We start from the raw sequence: 20,799 nt of genomic DNA, 5'->3' as shown, positions 1-20,799 counted from the left end.
TCAACTTAGATTTTCGTAGCATGGCACACCGCGCCGCATGGGGTATTGTGGTGCACTGGAATCAGGTTTTTGGGAGGAAATCGTTTGTTCCTAGATGAGATTGCGCGTCCTGACGACGTCAGGCGGCAGAACCGACGGCTTGTGCTCGCTACGTTGCGGCGTCACGGACTGCTTTCTCGCACAGACATTGTAGCGCAGACCGGCCTCAGTCCGTCTACCGTCTCAGCCATCACGACCGCGCTTATTTCGGAGGGAATTATTGCCGAGAGCCGCGACGGCGATATCATCGCCAATCGGCGTGGACGCCCTCAGGTAGCACTCACGCTGAACCCGGCTGTAGCGACGGTTGCAACCGTTGAACTCGCGCTCAATCTCGTCCATGCCGTTCTGTTCGATTACAAAGGTCAGATGATCGCCGAGGAATTCCACCGCGTTTCAACACTCGATGCAAAGTCGGATGATCTGATCCATTCCATATGTTTGATGCTTGACAATCTGCTCGAAAGCCGGCCGCCCAACGCAGGCCGGCTCATGCATATTTCGATGGGCGTGCAGGGCGTGACCGACGCGGCAAGAGCAACCATGCTATGGTCGCCGATCACTCCGGATAGCAATATCTCTTTTGGAGATGCCCTCTCCAAGCGGTATGGTGTTGCAGTCGCTGTCGCCAATGATTGCAATATGATCGCAGAGGCGCTGCGCTGGATCGACCCGGATTATTATGCCGAGGACTTTGCGGCAATCCTCCTCTCCCACGGGATCGGCATGGGCCTCTATCTTAAAGGCAAGCCTTTTCTCGGTGCCCACTCCTCCGCCGCGGAGTTCGGTCACATGTTGCATGTACCAAATGGTGCACTTTGCCGTTGCGGACGTCATGGCTGTATCGAAGCCTATGCCAGTGACTATGCCATTTTGAGGAGGACATCCGGTCAGGACGAGAAAGACCAGCCGGCACAGGATGTGGATGCTGCAACCTATAATGAGATTGCCAACCGGGCACGCACCCGCGACGGCGAAGAACGTGCTGCTTTCCGCAAGGCAGGTCAGGCAATAGGTTCCGGTTTGCGGAGCCTGTATTCCCTGATCGACCCCATTCCGATCGCATTGGTTGGATCAGGCGCAGCTGTTTTCGACCTCATCGAAGCTGACTTGCGTGATATCGTTTCCGGTACCTCCGGCTGGGGAGCAGCGCAGGAGTTGAGTATACGTTGCTATCCGGATGAACATCCGCTCATCCTGCAAGGCTGCATGATGACTTCCTTGCTTCACCTCGATACACAGGTTTTTGCCCCCGGCGATGCAGGTGATACGCCTCTTAAGCGGGCGATTTGAACAGAATTCAGGAGGAGAATCCATGTATCTTGGCCTCGATTTGGGCACGTCCGGCGTCAAGGCGCTGTTGATCGACGAAGACCAATCGGTCATCGGCTCCGGAACCGGGACGCTCGATATTTCACGACCACATTCCGGCTGGTCGGAGCAGGATCCATCGCATTGGATCAAGGCCACCGAAGACGCAATTCAGGCGCTCAAAACCACGCATGCCAAAGAGCTTGCTGCAGTCAAAGGCATCGGCCTATCCGGCCAGATGCATGGCGCGACGCTACTCGACAGCAATGATCAGGTACTTCGTCCCTGCATCCTGTGGAACGATACCCGCAGCCACAAGGAGGCTGCCGTACTCGACAGCAATCCGCAGTTTAGGGCGCTGAGCGGCAACATTGTTTTTCCAGGTTTTACCGCACCGAAGGTCGTTTGGGTCAGGAACAACGAGCCGGAGACGTTTGCCAAGCTGCGCCGCGTGCTGTTGCCAAAAGATTATTTGCGGTTGTGGCTCACCGGGGAACACGTGTCGGAAATGTCGGATGCTGCGGGGACGTCATGGCTCGATGTCGGCAAGCGCGCGTGGTCACCGGAGCTTCTCGCCGCAACCGGTCTCGATGTCAGCCACATGCCTTCGCTGGTCGAAGGGACCGAAGTCACCGGCAGCCTCAAGGCGGATATCGCTTCACGGTGGGGCATGGGTAGCAGCGTTGTTGTTGCGGGCGGAGCGGGCGACAATGCCGCTTCGGCCTGCGGCATGGGGACGGTCGGCGAAGGCCATGCCTTCGTCTCGCTCGGAACATCCGGCGTGCTCTTTGCTGCCAATGGCTCCTATCTGCCAAATCCCGAGAGCGCGGTTCACACATTCTGCCATGCTTTGCCCGATACCTGGCATCAAATGGGTGTTATCCTGTCGGCAACCGATGCACTGAATTGGTACGCTGGCATTACATCGCGCAAACCTGCCGAACTTACCGGAGAACTGGGCGATGAACTACGCGCACCGTCGGGCGTGACTTTCCTGCCGTATCTTTCCGGTGAACGTACGCCGCTCAACGATTCGGCAATTCGGGGTTCGTTTCAAGGGCTCGAGCATGGCAGCGACCGCAAAGTCCTGACACAAGCGGTCTTGGAAGGCGTAGCTTTCGCATTTCGCGATTGCCTCAACGCACTTGCGGCGGCGGGCACCAAACTCGATCGTGTCACTGCGGTCGGCGGCGGATCGCGTTCGACCTATTGGCTTAAAGCCATCGCAACTGCGCTGAATATCCCCGTCGATGTACCAGCGGACGGCGATTTCGGTGCGGCTTTTGGTGCAGCGCGCCTCGGATTGATCGCTGCTGAAAAAGCCGATCCACGGGCGATTTGCGCCGCGCCAGCAACCGACTACACGATCGAACCGGAAGCCAGGCTCACCGGCAATTTCGACGCGGCGTACAATCGCTACCACAATCTCTACCCAGCATTAAAAGGAGTTCAATCATGAGCAGCGGATTTTTCGGCGACGTAAAACCAGTCAAGTACGAAGGGCCGGACAGCACCAATCCGCTCGCCTATCGCTTTTACAACCCCGACGAAATCGTTCTTGGTAAGCGGCTTGAGGACCATTTGCGATTTGCCGTTGCCTATTGGCATTCGTTTGTCTGGCCGGGCGGCGATCCGTTCGGCGGACAGACCTTCGAGCGTCCCTGGTTCAACGATACGATGGATGGAGCCAAGCTCAAGGCCGACGTGGCGTTCGAAATGTTCTCGATCCTCGGCGCACCCTACTTCTGTTTCCACGATGCCGACGTGCGCCCAGAAGGCGACAGCATCGCGGAAAGCGACAAACGCCTGCATGAAATCGCTGATTATTTTGCAGCGAAAATGGAAAAGACCGGGACCAAGCTTCTGTGGGGCACTGCCAACCTCTTTTCCAACCGCCGCTACATGTCGGGCGCCGCGACCAATCCTGACCCGGATGTCTTTGCCTATGCCGCCGCGACGGTGAAAACCTGTATCGATGTGACGCAAAAGCTGAAGGGCGAGAACTACGTTCTTTGGGGCGGACGCGAAGGCTACGAAACGCTGCTCAACACCGATATGAAGCGCGAACTCGACCAGATGGGCCGGTTTTTGAGCCTCGTTGTCGACTACAAGCACAAGATCGGTTTCAAGGGCGCGATCCTGATCGAACCGAAGCCACAGGAGCCAACCAAGCATCAGTATGACTACGATGCCGCGACGGTCTATGGTTTCCTCAAGCGCTTCGGCCTTGAGAAAGAGGTCAAGGTCAATCTGGAACAGGGCCACGCCATTCTCGCCGGGCATTCGTTCGAGCATGAAATCGCCACTGCAGCGGCGCTTGGCATCTTCGGTTCGATAGACATGAACCGCAATGATTACCAGTCGGGCTGGGATACGGATCAGTTCCCGAACAACGTGCCAGAAGTTGCGGTCGCCTACTACGAGATTCTCAAGGCCGGCGGCTTTACGTCCGGCGGCACGAATTTCGACGCCAAGTTGCGCCGCCAGTCGCTTGATCCGCAGGATTTGCTGATCGCGCATATCGGCGGCATGGACACTTGCGCGCGAGGCCTCAAGGCAGCGGCGAAGATGGTCGAGGACAAGGTTTTGACCGGGTTTGTCGATGATCGCTATGCTGGCTGGTCGAAACCAGAGGCGCAGGCCCTGCTCTCTGGAAAGGTCTCGCTTGAAGAGATCGCAAAGCAAGTCAATGACAGAAACCTGCAGCCGCAGCCGCGCTCCGGACGCCAGGAATATCTGGAAAACGTCGTTAATCGCTACGTTTGACGCTACTCATGAAAGGAATAAGTTCTCAGCTGAGAACTTATTCCTTAGAGCCTTGGAATAGAGCCGGCGAATCTTTGTGCGCGTTCACTCCGTTTTTGAGTGAAAACGAGCTATTCTTGCGCCAAATTCGCCAAAACTTATCCCGAATTTCGTGGCGATACCGTGGCTTTTTTGTGAGGTCAGGACACAATTGACTCGCAGTAACGCGTTGTCAGATGCCACCGCCCAATAACCCTCCCCTTGTGGGGAGGGAGGCTGCGCAGCAGCAGGGAGGGGTATTTTGCGACGCTAAGAAAGACCCCTCCCCGTCGCTCCGCTCCGTCCCTCCCCACAAGGGGGAGGGTAAGCCTCCGCGCTCTAAACGTGCTGGCCGCCGTTGATATGGATCTCGGAACCCGTCACATAGGATGACGATTCGGTGCAAAGGAAGTAAATCGTTTCGGCCACCTCAGCCGTCTTTCCGAGCCGCCGTAGTGGCAGATGCTCAATCATTTTGTCGGTGCCGGGAGACAAAATCGCCGTGTCGATTTCGCCCGGTGCAATTGCATTGACGCGAATGCCATGCGGCCCGAAGTCCGACGCCATTTCGCGTGTAAGAGACGCCAGCGCCGCCTTGGACGTAGCATAGGCGGTTCCTGCAAAAGGATGGACGCGGCTGCCGGCAATCGATGTCACGTTCACCACAGATCCCTGCGCCGCCTCAAGTTCGGCAAACAGGCCACGCGCCAGCATGATGGGCGCGAAGAAGTTCACCTGGAATACGCTCATCCATGTCTGCATGGGGGTCTCGATGGAATCGAGACGGGCCCCCGAACTGTTCTTCGGTGAAATACCGGCATTGTTGACCAGCGCATTGAGCTTGCCGCCCTCCACCGCGAGCCTCTGCCTGATTTCGGACACCGCATGGTCGACATCGGCGGGGTCTGCGAGATCGACTTTTATGTGATCGTCTGGACCAGCCGGCCAAGGGCAATTATCGTCGAAGCTTTGGCGGGAACAGGTGATGACGCGCCAACCGGCGCGCGAGAAGCGTTTGACAGTGGCGTGGCCGATACCGCGGCTCGCGCCCGTCAGGACAAGTACCTTGCGTGGTTCTTCATTGGTCATGGGAATACTCCGTTGCACCAGCAATAGCTTATCGCACTGCAAAATTCGAGGCATATCATGTCGCAACGATTGATCCGCCCGGGCGAAGCCAATATCGTGGCGCGCAAACTAGAGCAAGTTTTGTCCAAATAGAGTCGTTCTGCCGGAGGGAATTCGTGGACAAGGTCAAGGGGTTTGGCGAGGCCGATGCCTTTCCATCGGACGATGCTAAAGCCCGATGGATTTGGCCCCGAATTCACCCGGCCCTTCGGGTTTCCGGCTGGCGGCCAACCACTTTGTCAGGCGGCGTCGGACGATGGAAAGACATCGGCCTCGCCACCTTCCGTGTGGATTGTCTCGCCATCCGAGAAACAGAACTGGCTCTATTCAGGCAAAATTTGCTCTAGGGGGGAAGCATGAACGGATATATTCTGGCCATCGACCAGGGAACGACGTCGAGCCGCGCTATTGTTTTCGACAAGAACCGCAAGGTTGTGGGCAAGAGCCAGCAGGAATTCACGCAGATCTATCCGCAATCTGGCTGGGTGGAGCATGATCCGGAAGAAATCTGGCGATCGGTACTCAAAACGTGCGAAGTGGCGATCGAGAACGCCAAGATAGAGGCCGGCGACGTTGCGGCTATCGGCATAACCAATCAGCGCGAGACGGTCATCGTCTGGGACAAGGAGACCGGCAAACCAATTCACAATGCCATCGTCTGGCAAGACAGGCGAACGGCGCCGCTCTGCCAGAAGCTGAAAAAGCAGGGCCTGGAAAAGACGTTCACGAAGAAGACAGGCCTGCTGCTCGATCCGTATTTTTCCGGCACCAAGCTCTCTTGGATACTCGACAAGGTCCCCGGCGCACGCAAACGCGCTGCAAACGGCGAACTACTCTTCGGCACGGTCGACAGTTTCCTCATTTGGCGGTTGACCGGCGGCAAGGTGCATGCGACCGACGCTACAAATGCTTCGCGAACGTTGATCTTCAACATAGCGACGAATGAATGGGACGATGAACTCCTCGACATCCTCCGCATTCCTCGCGCCATGCTGCCGGAGGTAAAGGACTGCGCGGCAAATTACGGCGCCGCCGAAGCTGACATTTTTGGCGCTTCCATTCCCATTCTCGGTGTTGCGGGCGACCAACACGCGGCGACTATCGGGCAAGCCTGTTTCGAGCCGGGCATGTTCAAATCCACCTATGGAACCGGATGTTTTGCCGTTCTCAACACAGGCAGCGACATGGTGCTGTCGAAGAACCGGCTGCTGACGACAATTGCCTACCGTCTCAATGGCAAGACGACCTATGCCCTGGAAGGCTCGATCTTTATTGCCGGCGCCGCCGTGCAATGGCTGCGGGACGGGTTGAAGATCATCGGCTCGGCGCCTGAAACCGGCAAACTCGCCGACCAGGCCGATCCGAGCCAGAACGTCTATCTTGTTCCGGCCTTCGTCGGCCTTGGCGCGCCGCATTGGGATGCCGAGGCGCGCGGCGCCATCTACGGCCTTACCCGCAACACCGGTCCGGCCGAATTTGCCCGCGCCGCTCTGGAATCGGTTGCCTATCAGACGCGAGATCTGCTCGATGCGATGCGCAAGGACTGGAAGTCGTCCGGAACCAAGACCGTTCTGCGTGTCGATGGCGGCATGGTCGCTTCCGACTGGACGATGCAACGTCTCGCAGACATTCTCGATGCGCCGGTGGATCGGCCGACGATTCTCGAAACGACGGCACTCGGAGCCGCATGGCTGGCGGGCTCGAAGGCGGGCATCTGGCCGGGCAAGCGCGATTTCGCCAAGACCTGGGAACGCGACACTCGGTTTGTGCCGAAGATGGACGACAAGACGCGAAAGGCCAAGATTGCAGGATGGCGGGTCGCGGTGAAGCGGACTTTGACGAGTTAGCGGGAGTTATTTCTCCCCTTGTGGGAGAGAAAGGATTTTCTCGGATTTAGCCCCTTCGCTAAATCCTTAGAAAATCCAAGTGAGGGGATTTGGAGCGCAATATATAAAATCCCCTCTCTTGCGATTTCTAGCACTTAGCAAAGAGGCTAAGATGCTGAAATCGCTTTCTCCCCCACAGGGGGGGAGATAAGAACGATGCTCAATTGCCCATGATCAGATCGAACAGCGTCGTCTTGCGGCCCTTGTGGCCAACCTCTCCGGGAGGCACAGGGCGGGTTGATCCGGTTTGATCACCGAGATCCGCAGGAGGAACCGGACCGACGGGATCGAGTTGCGCGGAAGGCACGCCCTCGGCTGCTGGTACGGTCGGATCAACCCCCGAAGAGGGCAAGATATCGTTGCCGTCATTGACTTGCTGATGCAGCTGATAATCACCCGGCAACTGCGCCACCGGCACGCCCTTGTGTGCAGCAACCATGAAGTCTTTCCATGCGATGGCTGGCAGCGAGCCGCCGGTGATCTTCTTCGTCGGCTTGCCATCATCATTGCCGAACCAGACGCCGGTCGTCAGGTTCGATGTGTAGCCGATGAACCAGGCATCGCGGAAGTTCTGGCTGGTCCCGGTCTTGCCCGCTGCCGGCCAGCCGAATTTGGCTTTCGTCGCCGTACCCGTATCGACTGTCTGGCGCAGCATGGCATTCATCATGCCGACATTGCGCGGATCGATGACACGGTCTGTAGCGGTGTTTTTGTGCTGGTAGAGAACCTTGCCTTCATTGGTCGTCACGCGGCGGATGATATAGGGCGGCGCCCTGTAGCCGCCATTGGCAAATGGCACGAAAGAGTCGGTCAGTTCGAGAAGCGTGACTTCCGATGTTCCAAGTGCCAGTGAAGCGTTTGCCGTGAGGTTCGACTCGATGCCGAGGCGATGGGCTGTCGACACGACTGTCGTCGCGCCGACTTCCATCACGAGCTGCGCCGAAACCGAATTCAGCGAGCGCGCCAATGCTTCAGCCAAGGTGACCTTGCCGAAATATTTGCCGTTGAAATTACCCGGCGTCCAGTTGCCGATACGGATTGGCGCGTCGTTGCGAACGGATTCAGGTGTGAACCCTTGCTCAAGCGCGGATAGATAGACAAACGGCTTGAATGCAGAGCCCGGCTGACGCTTGGCCTCGCTCGCACGATCGAACTGGCTGTTGGCATAATCGTAGCCGCCGACCAGCGCCCTCACCGCGCCGGTGCCATCCACCGAAACCAGCGCGCCCTGCGAGACATTGAGTTTCTCACCATTCTTGCTGATCAGATCGCGGATCGACGCCTCGCCGAGCTTTTGCAGCCCGAGATCGACAGTGGTGTCGACGATCACATCGCTACGCACATCGCCGATCAGATCCGGCAAGTCTTCCATGACACGATCGGCGACATATTGCTCCGAACCGCTCCAATAGGAGGCGGCGCGGGTTGCCGGCTGTTTCATGGCGAAGTTGAGTTCCTTGTCGCCGATCATGCCCTGTTCGCGCATGGCCGCGAGCACGAGCTGCGACCGTTCACGCGCGGCTTTCGGATCACGCGCAGGCGACAGGCGCGATGGTGCCTTCAACAGCCCGGCAATCAATGCGGCTTCCGGCAGGGTCACTTCCTTGGCCGATTTGTTGAAATAACGTCGGGAGGCTGCGGCAACGCCATAGGAACCGGAACCGAGATAGACCCGGTTCAGATACATTTCTAGAATCTGATCCTTGGTATATTTTTGCTCGAGCCAGAGGGCGAGCATGACTTCCTGCACCTTGCGTTCGATGGTGCGGTCCGGCGTCAGGAAAAGGTTCTTGGCCAGCTGCTGGGTAATGGTCGAGCCGCCCTGAACAAGCCGCCCGGACATGACATTGGCAACCATCGCACGCGTGAAGCCGATCGGATCAACGCCAAAATGCGCATAGAACCGGCGATCCTCGATGGCGACGACAGCTTCCGGCAGATAGGGCGACATGTCATGCAGGCTGATCGCCTCGCCGCCCGAGGCGCCTCGATTGGCGATCAGGTCACCCTCGACCGAAACGATCTTGACGTTGGGCGGACGATCGGGAATGGCCCATGTGGTCGTCTGCGGCATTTTTGCGGCGAAGTAAATGACAGTGCCCGCCAAGGCTATCCCGCCCCAGATGCACAGAACGAACGACCAATAGACCAGACGGCGCAGCGCACCAAGAAAACCGCCGCTGCTGCGGGCGCGGCGCGATCTGCCACGTTGCGATTTGGCCGGTTTGCGTGCCGTCTTGCGTTTTGCCACAGGCCTGTCCTCCGGATCTGCGCGCAAATCATCGCCCGAGCGGCGGTCCGTACCGAACCCGGGCTCAATGCGCTGTCTGCCCTTGTCGCGTGATGCCATTGATGAGAAGTCCCGCCCCGATGAGCCCGAATAATTGCAAGCGCCCCGTTGCAGGGTAAATGCGGCGATTTAAGGTGCGGTTAAGACCCGATCCGCGATTTGGATCGAGGACTATCGCGATTGAGAAACCGGCCAACCGGCGCTAGGGTCGACCGAGCAATCTCACGGAGTACATTATGCGTTTTGTCGTTTTTGCAGGTTTGGTGGTGATTTTGAGCGGTTGTGGCGGTGGCGCGTTCCAGAGGCTCAATCCAAACCCTGACGCGGAAGCGCAGTATCGCCTCGGCGGCTGTCAGCTGCGCGGACACGGCGTCTGCAAGGACCTGCAGGAATTCTCCGTTCCCAGCCAATAAACACAATAATATCGCGGGTTTCAGGTAGGTCGTAAACTCATAAATCTGATCGAAATGGCGCCTGAAACGGCAAGAAGATGCGAGGAGAACTGGGAAGGGCGGGGTCTTTCCCCCGGCCAAACGGTTCGACACTGCAGCTTGCAGCCGTTTCGGCGTCCGGAGGATAGGGTCCATTTGCCCGGCTACTTTGACGCAAAGGCTCGACAATGGATAAACATTGCCATCGCCTTTGCTCGTTGTATCCGAACAAATGGCCTTCTACCATTTCGGCCAGATTTATGGGTTCACGACCTAAAATCATCGCGCGCGTAAAATATTATTTTGCGGCCCTTGAAAACTTGCCCGGGTGGTTCTACTTTAATCCTTGCGTAACGAGTGGTTCTCCTCCCATTTTTCACTCGTTGCGTGTTCCCCTCTGGACGCTTTAGCGTTCACAATTCGCCGGGCTTCTGCCCGGCTTTTTTGTTTCTTCGATTTCGACGCGTTATCACCCGAATTTTACTTTCCCTTCTCAATTTTCGCGTATCAAAGGGGAATGGGTTCTGGGGCACAAAGTTATGAGCACGGGTGAAAAAGCACGCGTCGATTGGGTCGATATCGCCAAGGGTATCTGCATCATCTTTGTCGTGATGATGCATTCGGTGCTCGGCGTCGAGAACGAAGCCGGTGCGCGCGGCTGGATGCATCCTGTCGTTGCTTTTGCCCAACCTTTCCGCATGCCCGACTTCTTCATGATCTCCGGTTTGTTTCTCAGCCTTGTGATCGACCGCTCGTGGCTGCGCTATACCGATCGCAAAATCGTGCACTTCGCCTATTTCTACGTGCTTTGGCTGACCATCCAGTTCCTGTTCAAGGCGCCAGGCATTGTGGCGGAGAGCGGCACAGGGGGAGCGTTATCCGCCTATCTGCTGGCTTTCATCCAGCCGTTCGGCACGCTGTGGTTCATCTATCTCCTGCCGGTTTTCTTTGTCGTTACGCGCCTCGTCAAAGGCGTCAATGTCTGGCTGATCCTGCTGATCGCTGCCGTGCTCGAAACATTGCCGATCCATACAGGCTGGCTGGTGATCGATGAATTCTGCAGCCGTTTCGTTTATTTCTTCGCTGGCTATGCATTTGCACCGGCGATATTCCGCCTGGCCGAATGGCTGCGGCAGCGGCCCGTTACGGCCCTCCTCATCATCGCCGGATGGGCATTGATCAATGGTTTTCTGGTGTTCACGCCCGCGTCCGAGGCCTTCGCCGCATGGATACCCGCGGAGGCCTATACGTCGGGCGGGCTTGGCGGATGGGCTAACGTGCCGCTGATCTCACTCGCTGCCGGAGGTGCCGGAGCGCTGGCGATCGTGTCCGTTTCCGCGCTGATTGCCCATGTGGCGCAGTCGTGGGAAGCCATCGTGAAGCCGCTGCGCTGGCTTGGAGCGCATTCGATCGTCGTCTATCTCGCCTTCTTTCTGCCGATGGCGCTGGCCCGTACCGTTCTCCTGAAGACCGGCATTATCACCGATATCGGCACGATCTCGCTTCTGACCGTCATCTGCGGCGTGATCGGTCCGGTCGTTCTCTATTGGCTGATCCAGTGGAATGGCTATGGCCGGTTTCTGTTCAAGCGGCCGCAATGGGCCCATATCGATCGCGCCCCGTCTCCACGGGGGGCGCTGGCCTCAGCTGAATAATTAGCTGTGGGCGAAGATATCCTGCTCGTCCCATCCCATCAAATCGAGCCTGGAGCGAGTTGGCAGGAACTCGAAGCAAGCTGCTGCTTCCTCCGAACGCCCGTCGCGAATGAGCCGTTGCTGCAGGATCGTGCGCAAACGGTGCAGATAAAGGACATCTGAAGCGGCGTATTCAAGCTGCGCCTGCGACAGATCGGGGGCTCCCCAATCCGATGATTGCTGCTGCTTGGAGAGATTGACTTCCAAAAGCTCGCTGCAGAGATCCTTCAGACCATGGCGGTCCGTGTAAGTGCGCACCAGACGCGAGGCAATCTTCGTGCAGAACACCGGCTTCGGCATGACCCCAAAAGCGTGGAAAAGTACCGCCAGATCAAACCGTCCGAAGTGGAAAATCTTGGTGATGGCGTCATCGCCAAGCAATTTGACGAGATTCGGCGCTGCCGTCTGACCCTTGTCGATCTGGATCACATCCGCCGAACCATTGCCCGGTGATATCTGCACGACACAGAGCCGGTCGCGATGCGGATTGAGCCCGAGCGTTTCGGTGTCGATTGCGACAGCGTCGACCTGATAATGCTTGAGGTCGGGCAGATCATTGCGGTGAAAGCGGATGGTCATTGTCGTTTCCTGTCACTTCTATTTTTGCGTACGCACTTCCGATTGGTAAAACCGCTTCACACTTTTCCTGGAATTGCCAAAGCGTCGAGAATGCGCGCCCAGGAGCGCTGACCCTTGTGGAACGAGGTCAGCTCGTATTTTTCATTCGGAGAGTGGATGCGGTCATCTTCCAGCCCGAAGCCGACAAGCAGCGATTCCATGCCGAGCATACGCTGGAAATCCCCGACGATCGGAATCGATCCGCCCATGGCGATCAACACGGCAGGCTTTGGCCACTCGTCGCTCAAAGCATTCTTCGCCTTGCTAAGCAGCGGCGATTCGTAGGAAAGCTGGATTGCGGGCGATGCACCGTGTTCATGGAACTCGACCGAGCAATCGGCAGGAACGCGTTCGCGGACGAAGGCACGGAAAGCTTCGCGGATTTTCGCCGGATCCTGCTTGTGCACAAGCCGAAACGACACTTTGGCAGAGGCTTCAGCCGCGATCACCGTCTTGAAACCCTGCCCCGTATAGCCGCCGGTGATGCCGTTAAATTCGGCTGTCGGGCGCGCCCAGATCAGTTCGAGAAGCGAACGACCCTTTTCTCCGGACGGTATCGAAAGGCCGACTGGCCCCAGGAAATTCTCCGGCGTGGCATCGAGCCCTTTCCACATCTGCAGGATCTGCGTCGGCGTTTCCTCAACGCCGTCATAGAAGCCAGGAATGGTCACCCCGCCATCCTCGTCGTGAATATCGGCTAGGATCTTGGCCAGGATACGGATCGGGTTGGCGGCAGCGCCGCCGAACATGCCGGAATGGAGATCGCGATCAGCAGCCTTGATGACGACTTCTTCGCCGACAAGACCACGCAGACCAACCGAGATCGCCGGGGTATCTCCGTCCCACATGCCCGTATCGCAGACGAGAGCAAAATCCGCCTTCAGTTCATCCCGGTGAGCGTCGAGAAACGGCTTCAGCGATGGCGAGCCTGATTCCTCTTCGCCCTCAAAAAGAATGGAGATCTTGACCGGCAACTTGCCGTGCACTTCCTTATAGGCGCGGCAAGCTTCGACGAACGTCATCAGCTGACCCTTGTCATCGGATGTGCCGCGACCCGTCAGGATCTTGCGGCCATTACCGACATCCTTGATCGCCGGTTCGAAAGGATCGTGATCCCACAGATTGAGTGGATCCACCGGCTGCACATCGTAGTGGCCATAGAACAAGACATGCGGCGCATCGGCGCCTGGGCCTTCATGATGGCCAACGACCATGGGATGGCCCGGCGTGTCGCGGACGCTGGCTTCAAAGCCTATCGATTTCAGATCGGCAACCAGCCATTCGGCAGCCTTGCGGCACTCGGATTTAAAGGCGGGATCGGTCGAGATGGACTTGATTTTCAGGAGATCGAAAAGCCGCTCCAGGCTTTTATCCAAATTATTATCGAGCGTATTCAACACAGGTTCGAGAGCTGACATGCTATTTCCTGAAAGGCTGGAATTGGTGAAGGGAGTTCTTCTTAGCGCATTTTGGACGCGGCGGCACATAAAATTGCTGCGTCCCATCGCCCAAAAGAAATGGCCGCCGTGGCGGGGGGACCACAGGCGACCAGATCACTACACTCACTTTGCGGTCAACCCTGGAGAGGGGGATGAGGCTGGCCGCAAGTCCGGCGTTAGGCGGGGGACGAGCCTTATAAACCGGACATCGATCTAACGTCGACAAGTATGGATTTGGGGGGCAAACCGTGGCAATTCAAGGGCACAAGAGATTACATATTTGTAACAAAGGTGTGATGCGCAAATGTCAGGATGATTATGTTTCCAAGGGTAGTTTCCGCGAAACCGAAAGACACCGCATTCCCTTTTCCCCGATCATCATTTAATCGTAGGCGCCATGAAAAAAGGTGATCATCTCTTCCTCGTCGACGGTTCCGGTTATATCTTCAGAGCCTATCACGCATTACCTCCTCTGACTCGCAAATCCGACGGTTTGCCGGTCGGCGCTGTGTCGGGTTTCTGTAACATGCTGTGGAAGCTGCTGCGGGAAGCGCGCGACACGTCCGTCCGCGATACGCCCACACACTTTGCCGTGATCTTCGACTATTCGTCGCATACATTCCGCAAGGAAATCTATCCGGAGTACAAAGCAAACCGCTCGGCACCACCGGAAGATCTCATCCCGCAGTTCGGCCTGATTCGCCAGGCAACCAAGGCTTTCAACCTGCCTTGCATCGAAAAGGACGGCTATGAGGCGGACGATCTGATCGCCACCTACGCCCGCCAGGCCGAAGCGGCCGGCGCGGAGGTCACCATCATCTCTTCAGACAAGGATCTGATGCAGCTCGTCACGCCGATGGTGACGATGTACGACAGCATGAAGGACAAGCAGATCCGCATCCCCGACGTGATCGAGAAATGGGGTGTGCCGCCTGAGAAGATGATCGACCTGCAGGCGATGACCGGCGATTCAACCGACAACGTGCCGGGCATTCCCGGCATCGGGCCGAAAACGGCGGCACAGTTGTTGGAGGAATTCGGCGATCTCGATACGCTGCTTGCACGGGCCGGCGAGATCAAACAGCAAAAGCGGCGCGAGAACATTATCCAGTATGCGGAACAGGCTCGCATCTCCCGCCAGCTGGTAACTTTGAAGACAGATACCCCGGTCGATGTCGGCATCGAGGATTTCAGCCTGGAGCCGCAAAACGGCCCCAAGCTCGTCGCCTTTCTCAAGGCGATGGAGTTCAATGCGCTGACGCGCCGTGCGGCAGAGGCAACGGGCGTCGAAGCCAGCGAGATCGAACCGGCGAACGTACTCATCCAGGCTGTTGCAGAGGCGCACGGACCCGACCTTGATGTCGCGTCCGAAGGCGATCTCCCCAGCCCGCCAAAACCGGCTGCATCAGCAACGAGTAGCGCCAAGCCAGCTTTTGGCAATGTTGAGGGAACACCCGCCGGCCTGGTGAAGGCCCGTACCGACCAGGCTCTTGCAGCCAAGATCGACCGCAGTTCCTATGCCACCATTCGGGATGTTGCTACGCTGCAGGTCTGGATTGACGAAGCGATGGCATCAGGTGTCATCGCCTTCGACACGGAAACCACGTCTGCAGACCCTATGCAAACCGAAGTCGTTGGACTGTCGCTGGCGACGCGGCCGGGACGTGCTGCCTATATCCCGATCAATCACGTTTCCGGCGACGGCGATCTTCTTGGCGGCGGGCTGGTCGAGCACCAGATACCCGAGCGCGAAGTATTTCGCATGTTGAAGCCGCTTCTCGAAGACGCGTCGGTCCTCAAGATAGCGCACAGCATGAAATATGAGTGGCTGGTCATGCACCGCTACGGGATCGATCTTCATCCACTCGACGATACGATGCTTATCTCCTATGTGCTTGATGCCGGTGAAGGCAGTCACAGCATGGACAGCCTTTGCGATCGCTGGTTGGGTCACAAGCCGCTCGCCCACAAGGAGTTGATCGGCTCGGGCAAGTCATCGGTCACCTTCGACAAGGTTTCTATCGAGCGGGCAACAGAATATGCGGCGGAAGATGCCGACGTCACCCTGCAGCTCTGGCGTCTGCTAAAGCCTCGTCTCGTCGCCGACGGGCTGGTGTCGGTGTACGAGCGGCTGGAGCGGCCGCTTATTCCCGTGCTTGCACGCATGGAAGAGCGCGGCATTTCCGTCGATCGACAGATCCTTTCGCGCCTGTCGGGTGATCTCGCCCAATCCGCCGCAGCGATCGAGGAGGACATCTACCGGCTCGCCGGCGAGAAGATCAATATCGGCTCGCCGAAGCAGATGGGCGATATCCTGTTTGGCAAGATGGGCTTGCCCGGTGGTTCCAAGACGAAGACCGGGCAATGGTCCACATCGGCCCAACTCCTTGAAGATCTTGCTGCGGAGGGTCACGAGCTGCCACGCAAGATTGTCGACTGGCGCCAGCTGACTAAGCTCAAATCGACCTATACGGACGCGCTGCCCGGCTATATCAACCCCCAGACCAAGCGCGTGCATACCTCCTACGCCATGGCGGCGACCTCTACAGGACGCCTCTCGTCGTCTGAACCGAATTTACAGAACATTCCGGTGCGCACGAGCGAGGGCCGCAAGATCCGCACCGCCTTTATTGCCGAGCCGGGCAACAAGTTGATTTCCGCCGATTACAGCCAGATCGAACTGCGGGTGCTGGCGCATGTCGCCGAAATTCCGCAATTGACGCAGGCTTTTGCCGATGGCATCGACATTCACGCCATGACTGCCTCCGAAATGTTCGGCGTGCCGGTGAAGGATATGCCTTCGGAGGTTCGGCGCCGCGCCAAGGCGATCAACTTCGGCATCATCTATGGCATTTCGGCATTCGGTCTCGCCAATCAGCTGTCCATTCCGCGCGAGGAAGCCGGCCAATATATCCGCACCTATTTCGATCGTTTCCCCGGCATCAAGGATTACATGGAAGCGACGAAAGCCTTCGCCCGCCAGCATGGCTATGTCGAAACGATCTTCGGCCGTCGTGCACACTATCCGGAGATACGTTCGTCCAACCCGACACACAGGGCATTCAATGAACGTGCCGCGATCAATGCGCCGATCCAGGGCTCAGCAGCCGATATCATTCGCCGGGCGATGGTGCGCATGGAACCCGCGTTGAATGAAGCCAAGCTCTCGGCGCGTATGCTCCTGCAGGTGCATGACGAATTGATTTTTGAGACTGCCGAAGAAGAAGTCGAGGCGACTATTCCAGTCATTCGCCATGTCATGGAAAATGCCGCCATGCCTGCGGTGTCGCTGTCGGTGCCGCTGCACGTCGATGCGCGCGCGGCTCATAACTGGGATGAAGCGCATTAGGATCAGCCGCCAAACCCTCCCCTTTGTGGGGAGGGTCAGGCCGGCACACTGCTTCCACAATTTTCGTTACTGCAGCGAATCCAGCACTTTGCGCTGGGCATGCATCTCAAGGAAAATACGGTAGTCCCTGTCGAGACGGGCGCGCGCGGTCGGGTCCGGTTGGCGCGGCCGGCCACCCTGTTTCATGGCAATGCAGGCGGAAGGCAAATCGGGATAGAGGCCGGCCGCCGTCGCAGCCACCATGGCCGTGCCGAGGAGTACGGCATCTTCGGCTGCCGATGTGATCACCGTGCAGCCGGTGGCGTCCGCATAAAGCTCCATCAGCAACGGGCTTTTGGTATGGCCCCCGGTCACATGCATAGTATCAATGGCATAGCCCTTGTCATTGAGCGCATCGAGAATGTGCCGGACACCCAGCGCAATTCCGACGCAAGTGCGCCAGTAGAGCCGACAGAGGCTGTCGAACGATGCGTCCAGTGTCAGACCGCTGATCACACCCACCGCGTGCGGATCAGCGAGCGGCGAGCGATTGCCGTGGAAATCCGGAAGAACATGCAGGCGGCTGGCGAGATCCGGCCCTTCGCTTTCGCGCAGTTCCATGATCCGTTCGGTGATCTTCTTGTGCACGGCAGCGTTCGGATCACCGACAGCGCCATGCCAGCGGGTGACGTGGTCCAGCAACGCTCCGGTCACGGACTGTCCGCCTTCGCTGAGCCAGCAATCCGGCAGAGCGACGCCATAATACGGCCCCCAGCCGCCGCTGAACGAGATCGGCTCTTGCGATAGCGCCATAAGGCAACTCGACGTACCCGCGATCAGCGCGAGGTGGCGATCGATCTGTGACAGATCACCGGCAAAGCCGCCGAGTACGCCAAGCGCGCCGGCATAGGCATCGATCAACCCGGCTCCGACGTGGCAGGAAGTGGTCAGCCCGAGCGCCTTGGCGGCTTCGGGCGTCAACCGTCCGACATCTGCCCCCATGGGACTGGCACGCTCGGGCAGATTGCCGCGCTCAACCAGATCCTCCAGGCCGATGGTTTCAAGATAATCCGGCTGCCAGCCCTCCAGCTCATGCGCAAGATAAGTCCATTTGCAAGTCAGGGTGCATTGCGAACGGGCCAGCGAACCTGATGCTTTCCAGCTCAGATAATCGGCAAGGTCGAAGAAATAGCCGGCTTTGTTCCATGTCTCCGGCAGATGGCGCTTCAGCCACATCAGCTTCGGCGTCTGCATTTCCGGCGACATGACGCCGCCGAGATAGCTCAGCACTTTGTGACCGGTCGCCGTGCATTCATCCGCCTCATCCAGCGCGCGGTGATCGAGCCACACGATTGTATCCCAGCGTTTCTCGCCGGACGTCGAGACGGTCAGTTGACTGCCCTCTTCATCTCGAACGACGAGGGAACAGGTGGCATCAAAGCTTATGCCAACGACATGGGAGGGATCGACCTTGGACGCGGCAACGGCGCCCTGTACGGCGATACAGACGGATTTCCATATGTCTTCCGAATCATGCTCCGCATGACCGGCAAGCGGCTGGTTCATCAGGATTGGATGTTCGACGCGACCAAGGAGTTTTCCACTGGCATCGAGAATGCCCGCACGCGCGCTACCTGTCCCGACATCTACAGCACAGAGATATTCCGGCATCAACGAACTTTCGGTGTGGCCTGCGTGAGCAAGCCCGGCAACTCCAACATGTCGCTGAATATACGGTCTGGATTACGGGACGCAAGTGCAGCCTCGAGCCGTCCGCCGCGCGAATGCGTACCGCCGGTGAAAGCAAAGACGCGCATGCCGGCACTCTTGGCCGCTTCGATCCCGGCCGGGCTATCCTCAATCACGAGGCAGTCCTTCGGCTCGACCTTCATCGTTTTCGCAGCCAGCAGGAAAAGATCCGGTGCCGGCTTGCCGTGTTTTACCATCGTGGCACTGAAAATATGCGGATCCAGAAGATCGAGCAATCCTGTCAATTTCAACGACAGGCGAATGCGATCGGGCTGGCTCGATGAGGCCACGCAGCGCGGCACATCAAGTTTGCGCAGAGTCTCTGCGATACCCGGTATTGCCTTCAGATCGAGTTCGAAGCGAGCGAAGAGATTGGCCCGCATCTCATCGAGATCCGCCTCGCTTGCGGCGAAACCATATTCTTCGTGCAGGACCTTGCTGATCGTCGTCATGCTGCGCCCGAGAAAACGGTCGTAGGCGTCATCCTCCGACATGACAGTGCCGTTCTTGGCAATCATCTCGAGCAGGACAGATATGGAAATCGGTTCACTGTCGACGAGAACGCCGTCGCAGTCGAATATCACCAGATCTGGTTTCGCTGTCGTCAAAGCTTGTCATCCAGGTAGAGCCTGAGGGTCTCGCGCGCGCCCTTGTCCCAGAGCGTCCGGAGGATTCGCGAGAACGATTCGGCGAAAATCGGCGATGTGCCGACCTCTCCGAAAATATCGGTCATCGCGAGGAATGCTTTCGGATCATCCTTGGCCTTCAAGGCTTCAACTTTCAAGCGTTCAGCGCTGGCATCAAGATAGTTCGTCGGCTTGCCTGTATCGGTCGTCCCTGCGCAGAAGCGGCACCAAAGCGCCGAAACCAGCGAGAGGCCGGTTACGCTCTTGCCGGCTTTCAGCCGGTCTGCCGTCGTCGGCAGAATAAACTTCGGCTGGCGATTGGAGCCATCCTGGCAGAGGCGCTGGATCGTGTCGCCGATCTTCGGATTGGAGAAACGCCGCACGATGAGGTCGAAATAGTCCTCGAACGGCATGTCGGGTACGGGCGGCAGGACCGGAACAATCTCCTCCCGCTCAAGTTTGGTCAAAAATTCGCGAATCAATGGTTCTTCCATGGCCTCGTGGACAAAATGAATATCCATCAAAGCTGCGGGATAGGCAATCGCCGCATGACCACCATTGAGGATGCGGATTTTCATCAGCTCATACGGTGCGACGTCCCTGACGAAGGTAACGCCAACTTTTTCAAGCGCCGGTCGCCCGGTGGGGAAATGGTCCTCCAGCACCCATTGCTTGAATGGCTCGCAGAAAACCGGCCAATTATCATCTATGCCGAAATCCGTCGCCAGGAGGTTGCGCTCGCGATCGGTTGTCGCAGGTGTGATGCGATCGACCATGCTGTTGGGGAACGCAACGTTTTGCCTGATCCATTCGGCCAGATTCGCATCGACTAGCGCGGCCAAGCCGCTGACGGCATCGCTGGTTACATGGCCATTGCCTGGAATATTATCGCAGGACATGACGGTGAACGGCGCGGTGCCTTCGTTGCGGCGGCGAATGAGGCCAGCGAGGATAAGGCCAAAGACGGTTTTCGGATTTGTGATGTCGGCTGCATCGGCCACGATTGCCGGATGCTGCGGATTGAACACGCCTGAAGCCGGATCGATGAAATAACCACCCTCGGTGATGGTCATCGAAACGATACGGATTTCGGGATCAGCAAGTCGTGTGATGGTATTTGAACTATCGCCGGGCTGCAGATAATCGATCATCGACGACGTGACATGCGCGACCCGGTGTCCGCTGTCTTGTTCGACGACCGTGGTCAGCCAATCCTGCTCCTTGAGCTTCTGCCGCATGACCTCGTCGGAGGCAAGCACACCCGCACCGACAAGACCCCATTCATGATCTGTCCCGGCGTTGAACAACGCGTCGAGATAGACGGCCTGATGTGCACGGTGGAAATTGCCGATGCCGAAGTGAATGATCCCGGCCTTCAGGTCGGACTGGCTATAGCCAGGAACGCCGACATTCTCCGGCAGGTTCTGCAGCGCGGCTTTCGAGAGTTTTACAGTCATCGGGCCTAACCCTTCTATT

The 20,799-nt window shown here is 57.8% G+C and carries 14 protein-coding genes; 7 read left to right on the top strand and 7 right to left on the bottom strand.

The window, feature by feature from the left end; translation table 11 throughout:
* Positions 1-84 precede the first annotated feature (84 nt).
* From PHA01_RS11375 to xylA, 3 genes are read left to right on the top strand one after another with little or no spacing between them, the layout of a single operon-like run.
* The gene (locus PHA01_RS11375) at positions 85-1,332 is read left to right on the top strand and encodes an ROK family transcriptional regulator (protein ID WP_271895475.1); all 1,248 of its coding nucleotides are present in this window, start codon (positions 85-87) and stop codon (positions 1,330-1,332) included.
* A 22-nt stretch (positions 1,333-1,354) separates the two neighbouring features.
* Positions 1,355-2,809 (top strand): xylulokinase, encoded by a 1,455-nt coding sequence (gene xylB, locus PHA01_RS11370; RefSeq protein WP_271895472.1) that lies wholly within the window; start codon positions 1,355-1,357, stop codon positions 2,807-2,809.
* Complete coding sequence (gene xylA, locus PHA01_RS11365; RefSeq protein ID WP_271895470.1) at positions 2,806-4,116, top strand: xylose isomerase; 1,311 nt, start codon at positions 2,806-2,808, stop codon at positions 4,114-4,116. Before xylB ends, xylA begins: the two co-directional genes overlap by 4 nt.
* A gap of 357 nt (positions 4,117-4,473) precedes the next feature.
* On the opposite strand, the gene PHA01_RS11360 is transcribed toward xylA, so the two are convergent.
* The gene (locus tag PHA01_RS11360; protein ID WP_183661034.1) at positions 4,474-5,277 is read right to left on the bottom strand and encodes an SDR family NAD(P)-dependent oxidoreductase; all 804 of its coding nucleotides are present in this window, start codon (positions 5,275-5,277) and stop codon (positions 4,474-4,476) included.
* Positions 5,278-5,618: 341 nt separating this feature from the next.
* Between PHA01_RS11360 and glpK the strand changes: the two genes are divergently transcribed.
* Positions 5,619-7,109 (top strand): glycerol kinase GlpK, encoded by a 1,491-nt coding sequence (gene glpK, locus PHA01_RS11355; RefSeq protein WP_271895467.1) that lies wholly within the window; start codon positions 5,619-5,621, stop codon positions 7,107-7,109.
* Between the two features lie 199 nt (positions 7,110-7,308).
* Here glpK and PHA01_RS11350 read toward each other — a convergent pair whose 3' ends face one another.
* On the bottom strand, positions 7,309-9,498 hold the full coding sequence (locus PHA01_RS11350; RefSeq protein ID WP_271895465.1) for a transglycosylase domain-containing protein: 2,190 nt from the start codon (positions 9,496-9,498) through the stop codon (positions 7,309-7,311).
* A gap of 176 nt (positions 9,499-9,674) precedes the next feature.
* Here PHA01_RS11350 and PHA01_RS11345 point away from each other — a divergent pair, with 176 nt between their 5' ends.
* Together PHA01_RS11345 and PHA01_RS11340 are read left to right on the top strand one after the other, a co-directional pair.
* Positions 9,675-9,851, top strand: coding sequence for a hypothetical protein (locus PHA01_RS11345; RefSeq protein WP_271895463.1), 177 nt, complete (start codon positions 9,675-9,677; stop codon positions 9,849-9,851).
* Between the two features lie 557 nt (positions 9,852-10,408).
* On the top strand, positions 10,409-11,524 hold the full coding sequence (locus tag PHA01_RS11340; RefSeq protein ID WP_271895461.1) for an acyltransferase family protein: 1,116 nt from the start codon (positions 10,409-10,411) through the stop codon (positions 11,522-11,524).
* Here PHA01_RS11340 and PHA01_RS11335 read toward each other — a convergent pair whose 3' ends face one another.
* Positions 11,525-12,142 carry a ribonuclease D gene (locus tag PHA01_RS11335; protein WP_112525573.1) on the bottom strand — a complete coding sequence of 206 codons (618 nt, stop codon included), beginning with the start codon at positions 12,140-12,142 and terminating at the stop codon, positions 11,525-11,527.
* A gap of 56 nt (positions 12,143-12,198) precedes the next feature.
* On the bottom strand, positions 12,199-13,599 hold the full coding sequence (locus PHA01_RS11330) for a M20/M25/M40 family metallo-hydrolase (protein WP_271895458.1): 1,401 nt from the start codon (positions 13,597-13,599) through the stop codon (positions 12,199-12,201).
* Between the two features lie 418 nt (positions 13,600-14,017).
* On the opposite strand from PHA01_RS11330, the gene polA reads away from it, so the two are divergent.
* Complete coding sequence (gene polA / locus PHA01_RS11325) at positions 14,018-16,969, top strand: DNA polymerase I (RefSeq protein ID WP_271895456.1); 2,952 nt, start codon at positions 14,018-14,020, stop codon at positions 16,967-16,969.
* Between the two features lie 66 nt (positions 16,970-17,035).
* On the opposite strand, the gene PHA01_RS11320 is transcribed toward polA, so the two are convergent.
* Genes PHA01_RS11320 through PHA01_RS11310 form a run of 3 tightly spaced genes read right to left on the bottom strand, consistent with a single transcriptional unit; the run spans position 17,036 to position 20,780 of the window.
* On the bottom strand, positions 17,036-18,619 hold the full coding sequence (locus tag PHA01_RS11320; protein WP_271895454.1) for an FGGY-family carbohydrate kinase: 1,584 nt from the start codon (positions 18,617-18,619) through the stop codon (positions 17,036-17,038).
* A complete protein-coding gene (locus PHA01_RS11315) occupies positions 18,619-19,305 on the bottom strand; it encodes an HAD family hydrolase (protein ID WP_271895452.1) in 687 nt (228 codons plus the stop codon). The genes PHA01_RS11320 and PHA01_RS11315 overlap by 1 nt, the downstream gene beginning before the upstream one ends.
* Positions 19,302-20,780 carry a mannitol dehydrogenase family protein gene (locus PHA01_RS11310; protein ID WP_271895450.1) on the bottom strand — a complete coding sequence of 493 codons (1,479 nt, stop codon included), beginning with the start codon at positions 20,778-20,780 and terminating at the stop codon, positions 19,302-19,304. The genes PHA01_RS11315 and PHA01_RS11310 overlap by 4 nt, the downstream gene beginning before the upstream one ends.
* Positions 20,781-20,799: the final 19 nt, after the last annotated feature.

It is taken from the genome of Candidatus Phyllobacterium onerii, from assembly GCF_028331445.1.
Classification (GTDB): domain Bacteria; phylum Pseudomonadota; class Alphaproteobacteria; order Rhizobiales; family Rhizobiaceae; genus Phyllobacterium; species Phyllobacterium onerii.
The sequence above is the reverse complement of the archived record's forward strand: the minus strand, read 5'-3'. Positions and strand labels throughout refer to the sequence as shown.

Bases quoted from the DNA above. Each gene is read 5' to 3' on its own strand.
- PHA01_RS11320 (WP_271895454.1), bottom strand. From the start codon at position 18,619: ATGCCGGAATATCTCTGTGCTGTAGATGTCGGGACAGGTAGCGCGCGT.
- PHA01_RS11335 (WP_112525573.1), bottom strand. From the start codon at position 12,142: ATGACCATCCGCTTTCACCGCAATGATCTGCCCGACCTCAAGCATTAT.
- PHA01_RS11345 (WP_271895463.1), top strand. From the start codon at position 9,675: ATGCGTTTTGTCGTTTTTGCAGGTTTGGTGGTGATTTTGAGCGGTTGT.
- PHA01_RS11340 (WP_271895461.1), top strand. From the start codon at position 10,409: ATGAGCACGGGTGAAAAAGCACGCGTCGATTGGGTCGATATCGCCAAG.
- xylA (WP_271895470.1), top strand. From the start codon at position 2,806: ATGAGCAGCGGATTTTTCGGCGACGTAAAACCAGTCAAGTACGAAGGG.
- PHA01_RS11330 (WP_271895458.1), bottom strand. From the start codon at position 13,599: ATGTCAGCTCTCGAACCTGTGTTGAATACGCTCGATAATAATTTGGAT.
- PHA01_RS11310 (WP_271895450.1), bottom strand. From the start codon at position 20,780: ATGACTGTAAAACTCTCGAAAGCCGCGCTGCAGAACCTGCCGGAGAAT.
- PHA01_RS11350 (WP_271895465.1), bottom strand. From the start codon at position 9,498: ATGGCATCACGCGACAAGGGCAGACAGCGCATTGAGCCCGGGTTCGGT.
- glpK (WP_271895467.1), top strand. From the start codon at position 5,619: ATGAACGGATATATTCTGGCCATCGACCAGGGAACGACGTCGAGCCGC.
- xylB (WP_271895472.1), top strand. From the start codon at position 1,355: ATGTATCTTGGCCTCGATTTGGGCACGTCCGGCGTCAAGGCGCTGTTG.
- polA (WP_271895456.1), top strand. From the start codon at position 14,018: ATGAAAAAAGGTGATCATCTCTTCCTCGTCGACGGTTCCGGTTATATC.
- PHA01_RS11360 (WP_183661034.1), bottom strand. From the start codon at position 5,277: ATGCCTCGAATTTTGCAGTGCGATAAGCTATTGCTGGTGCAACGGAGT.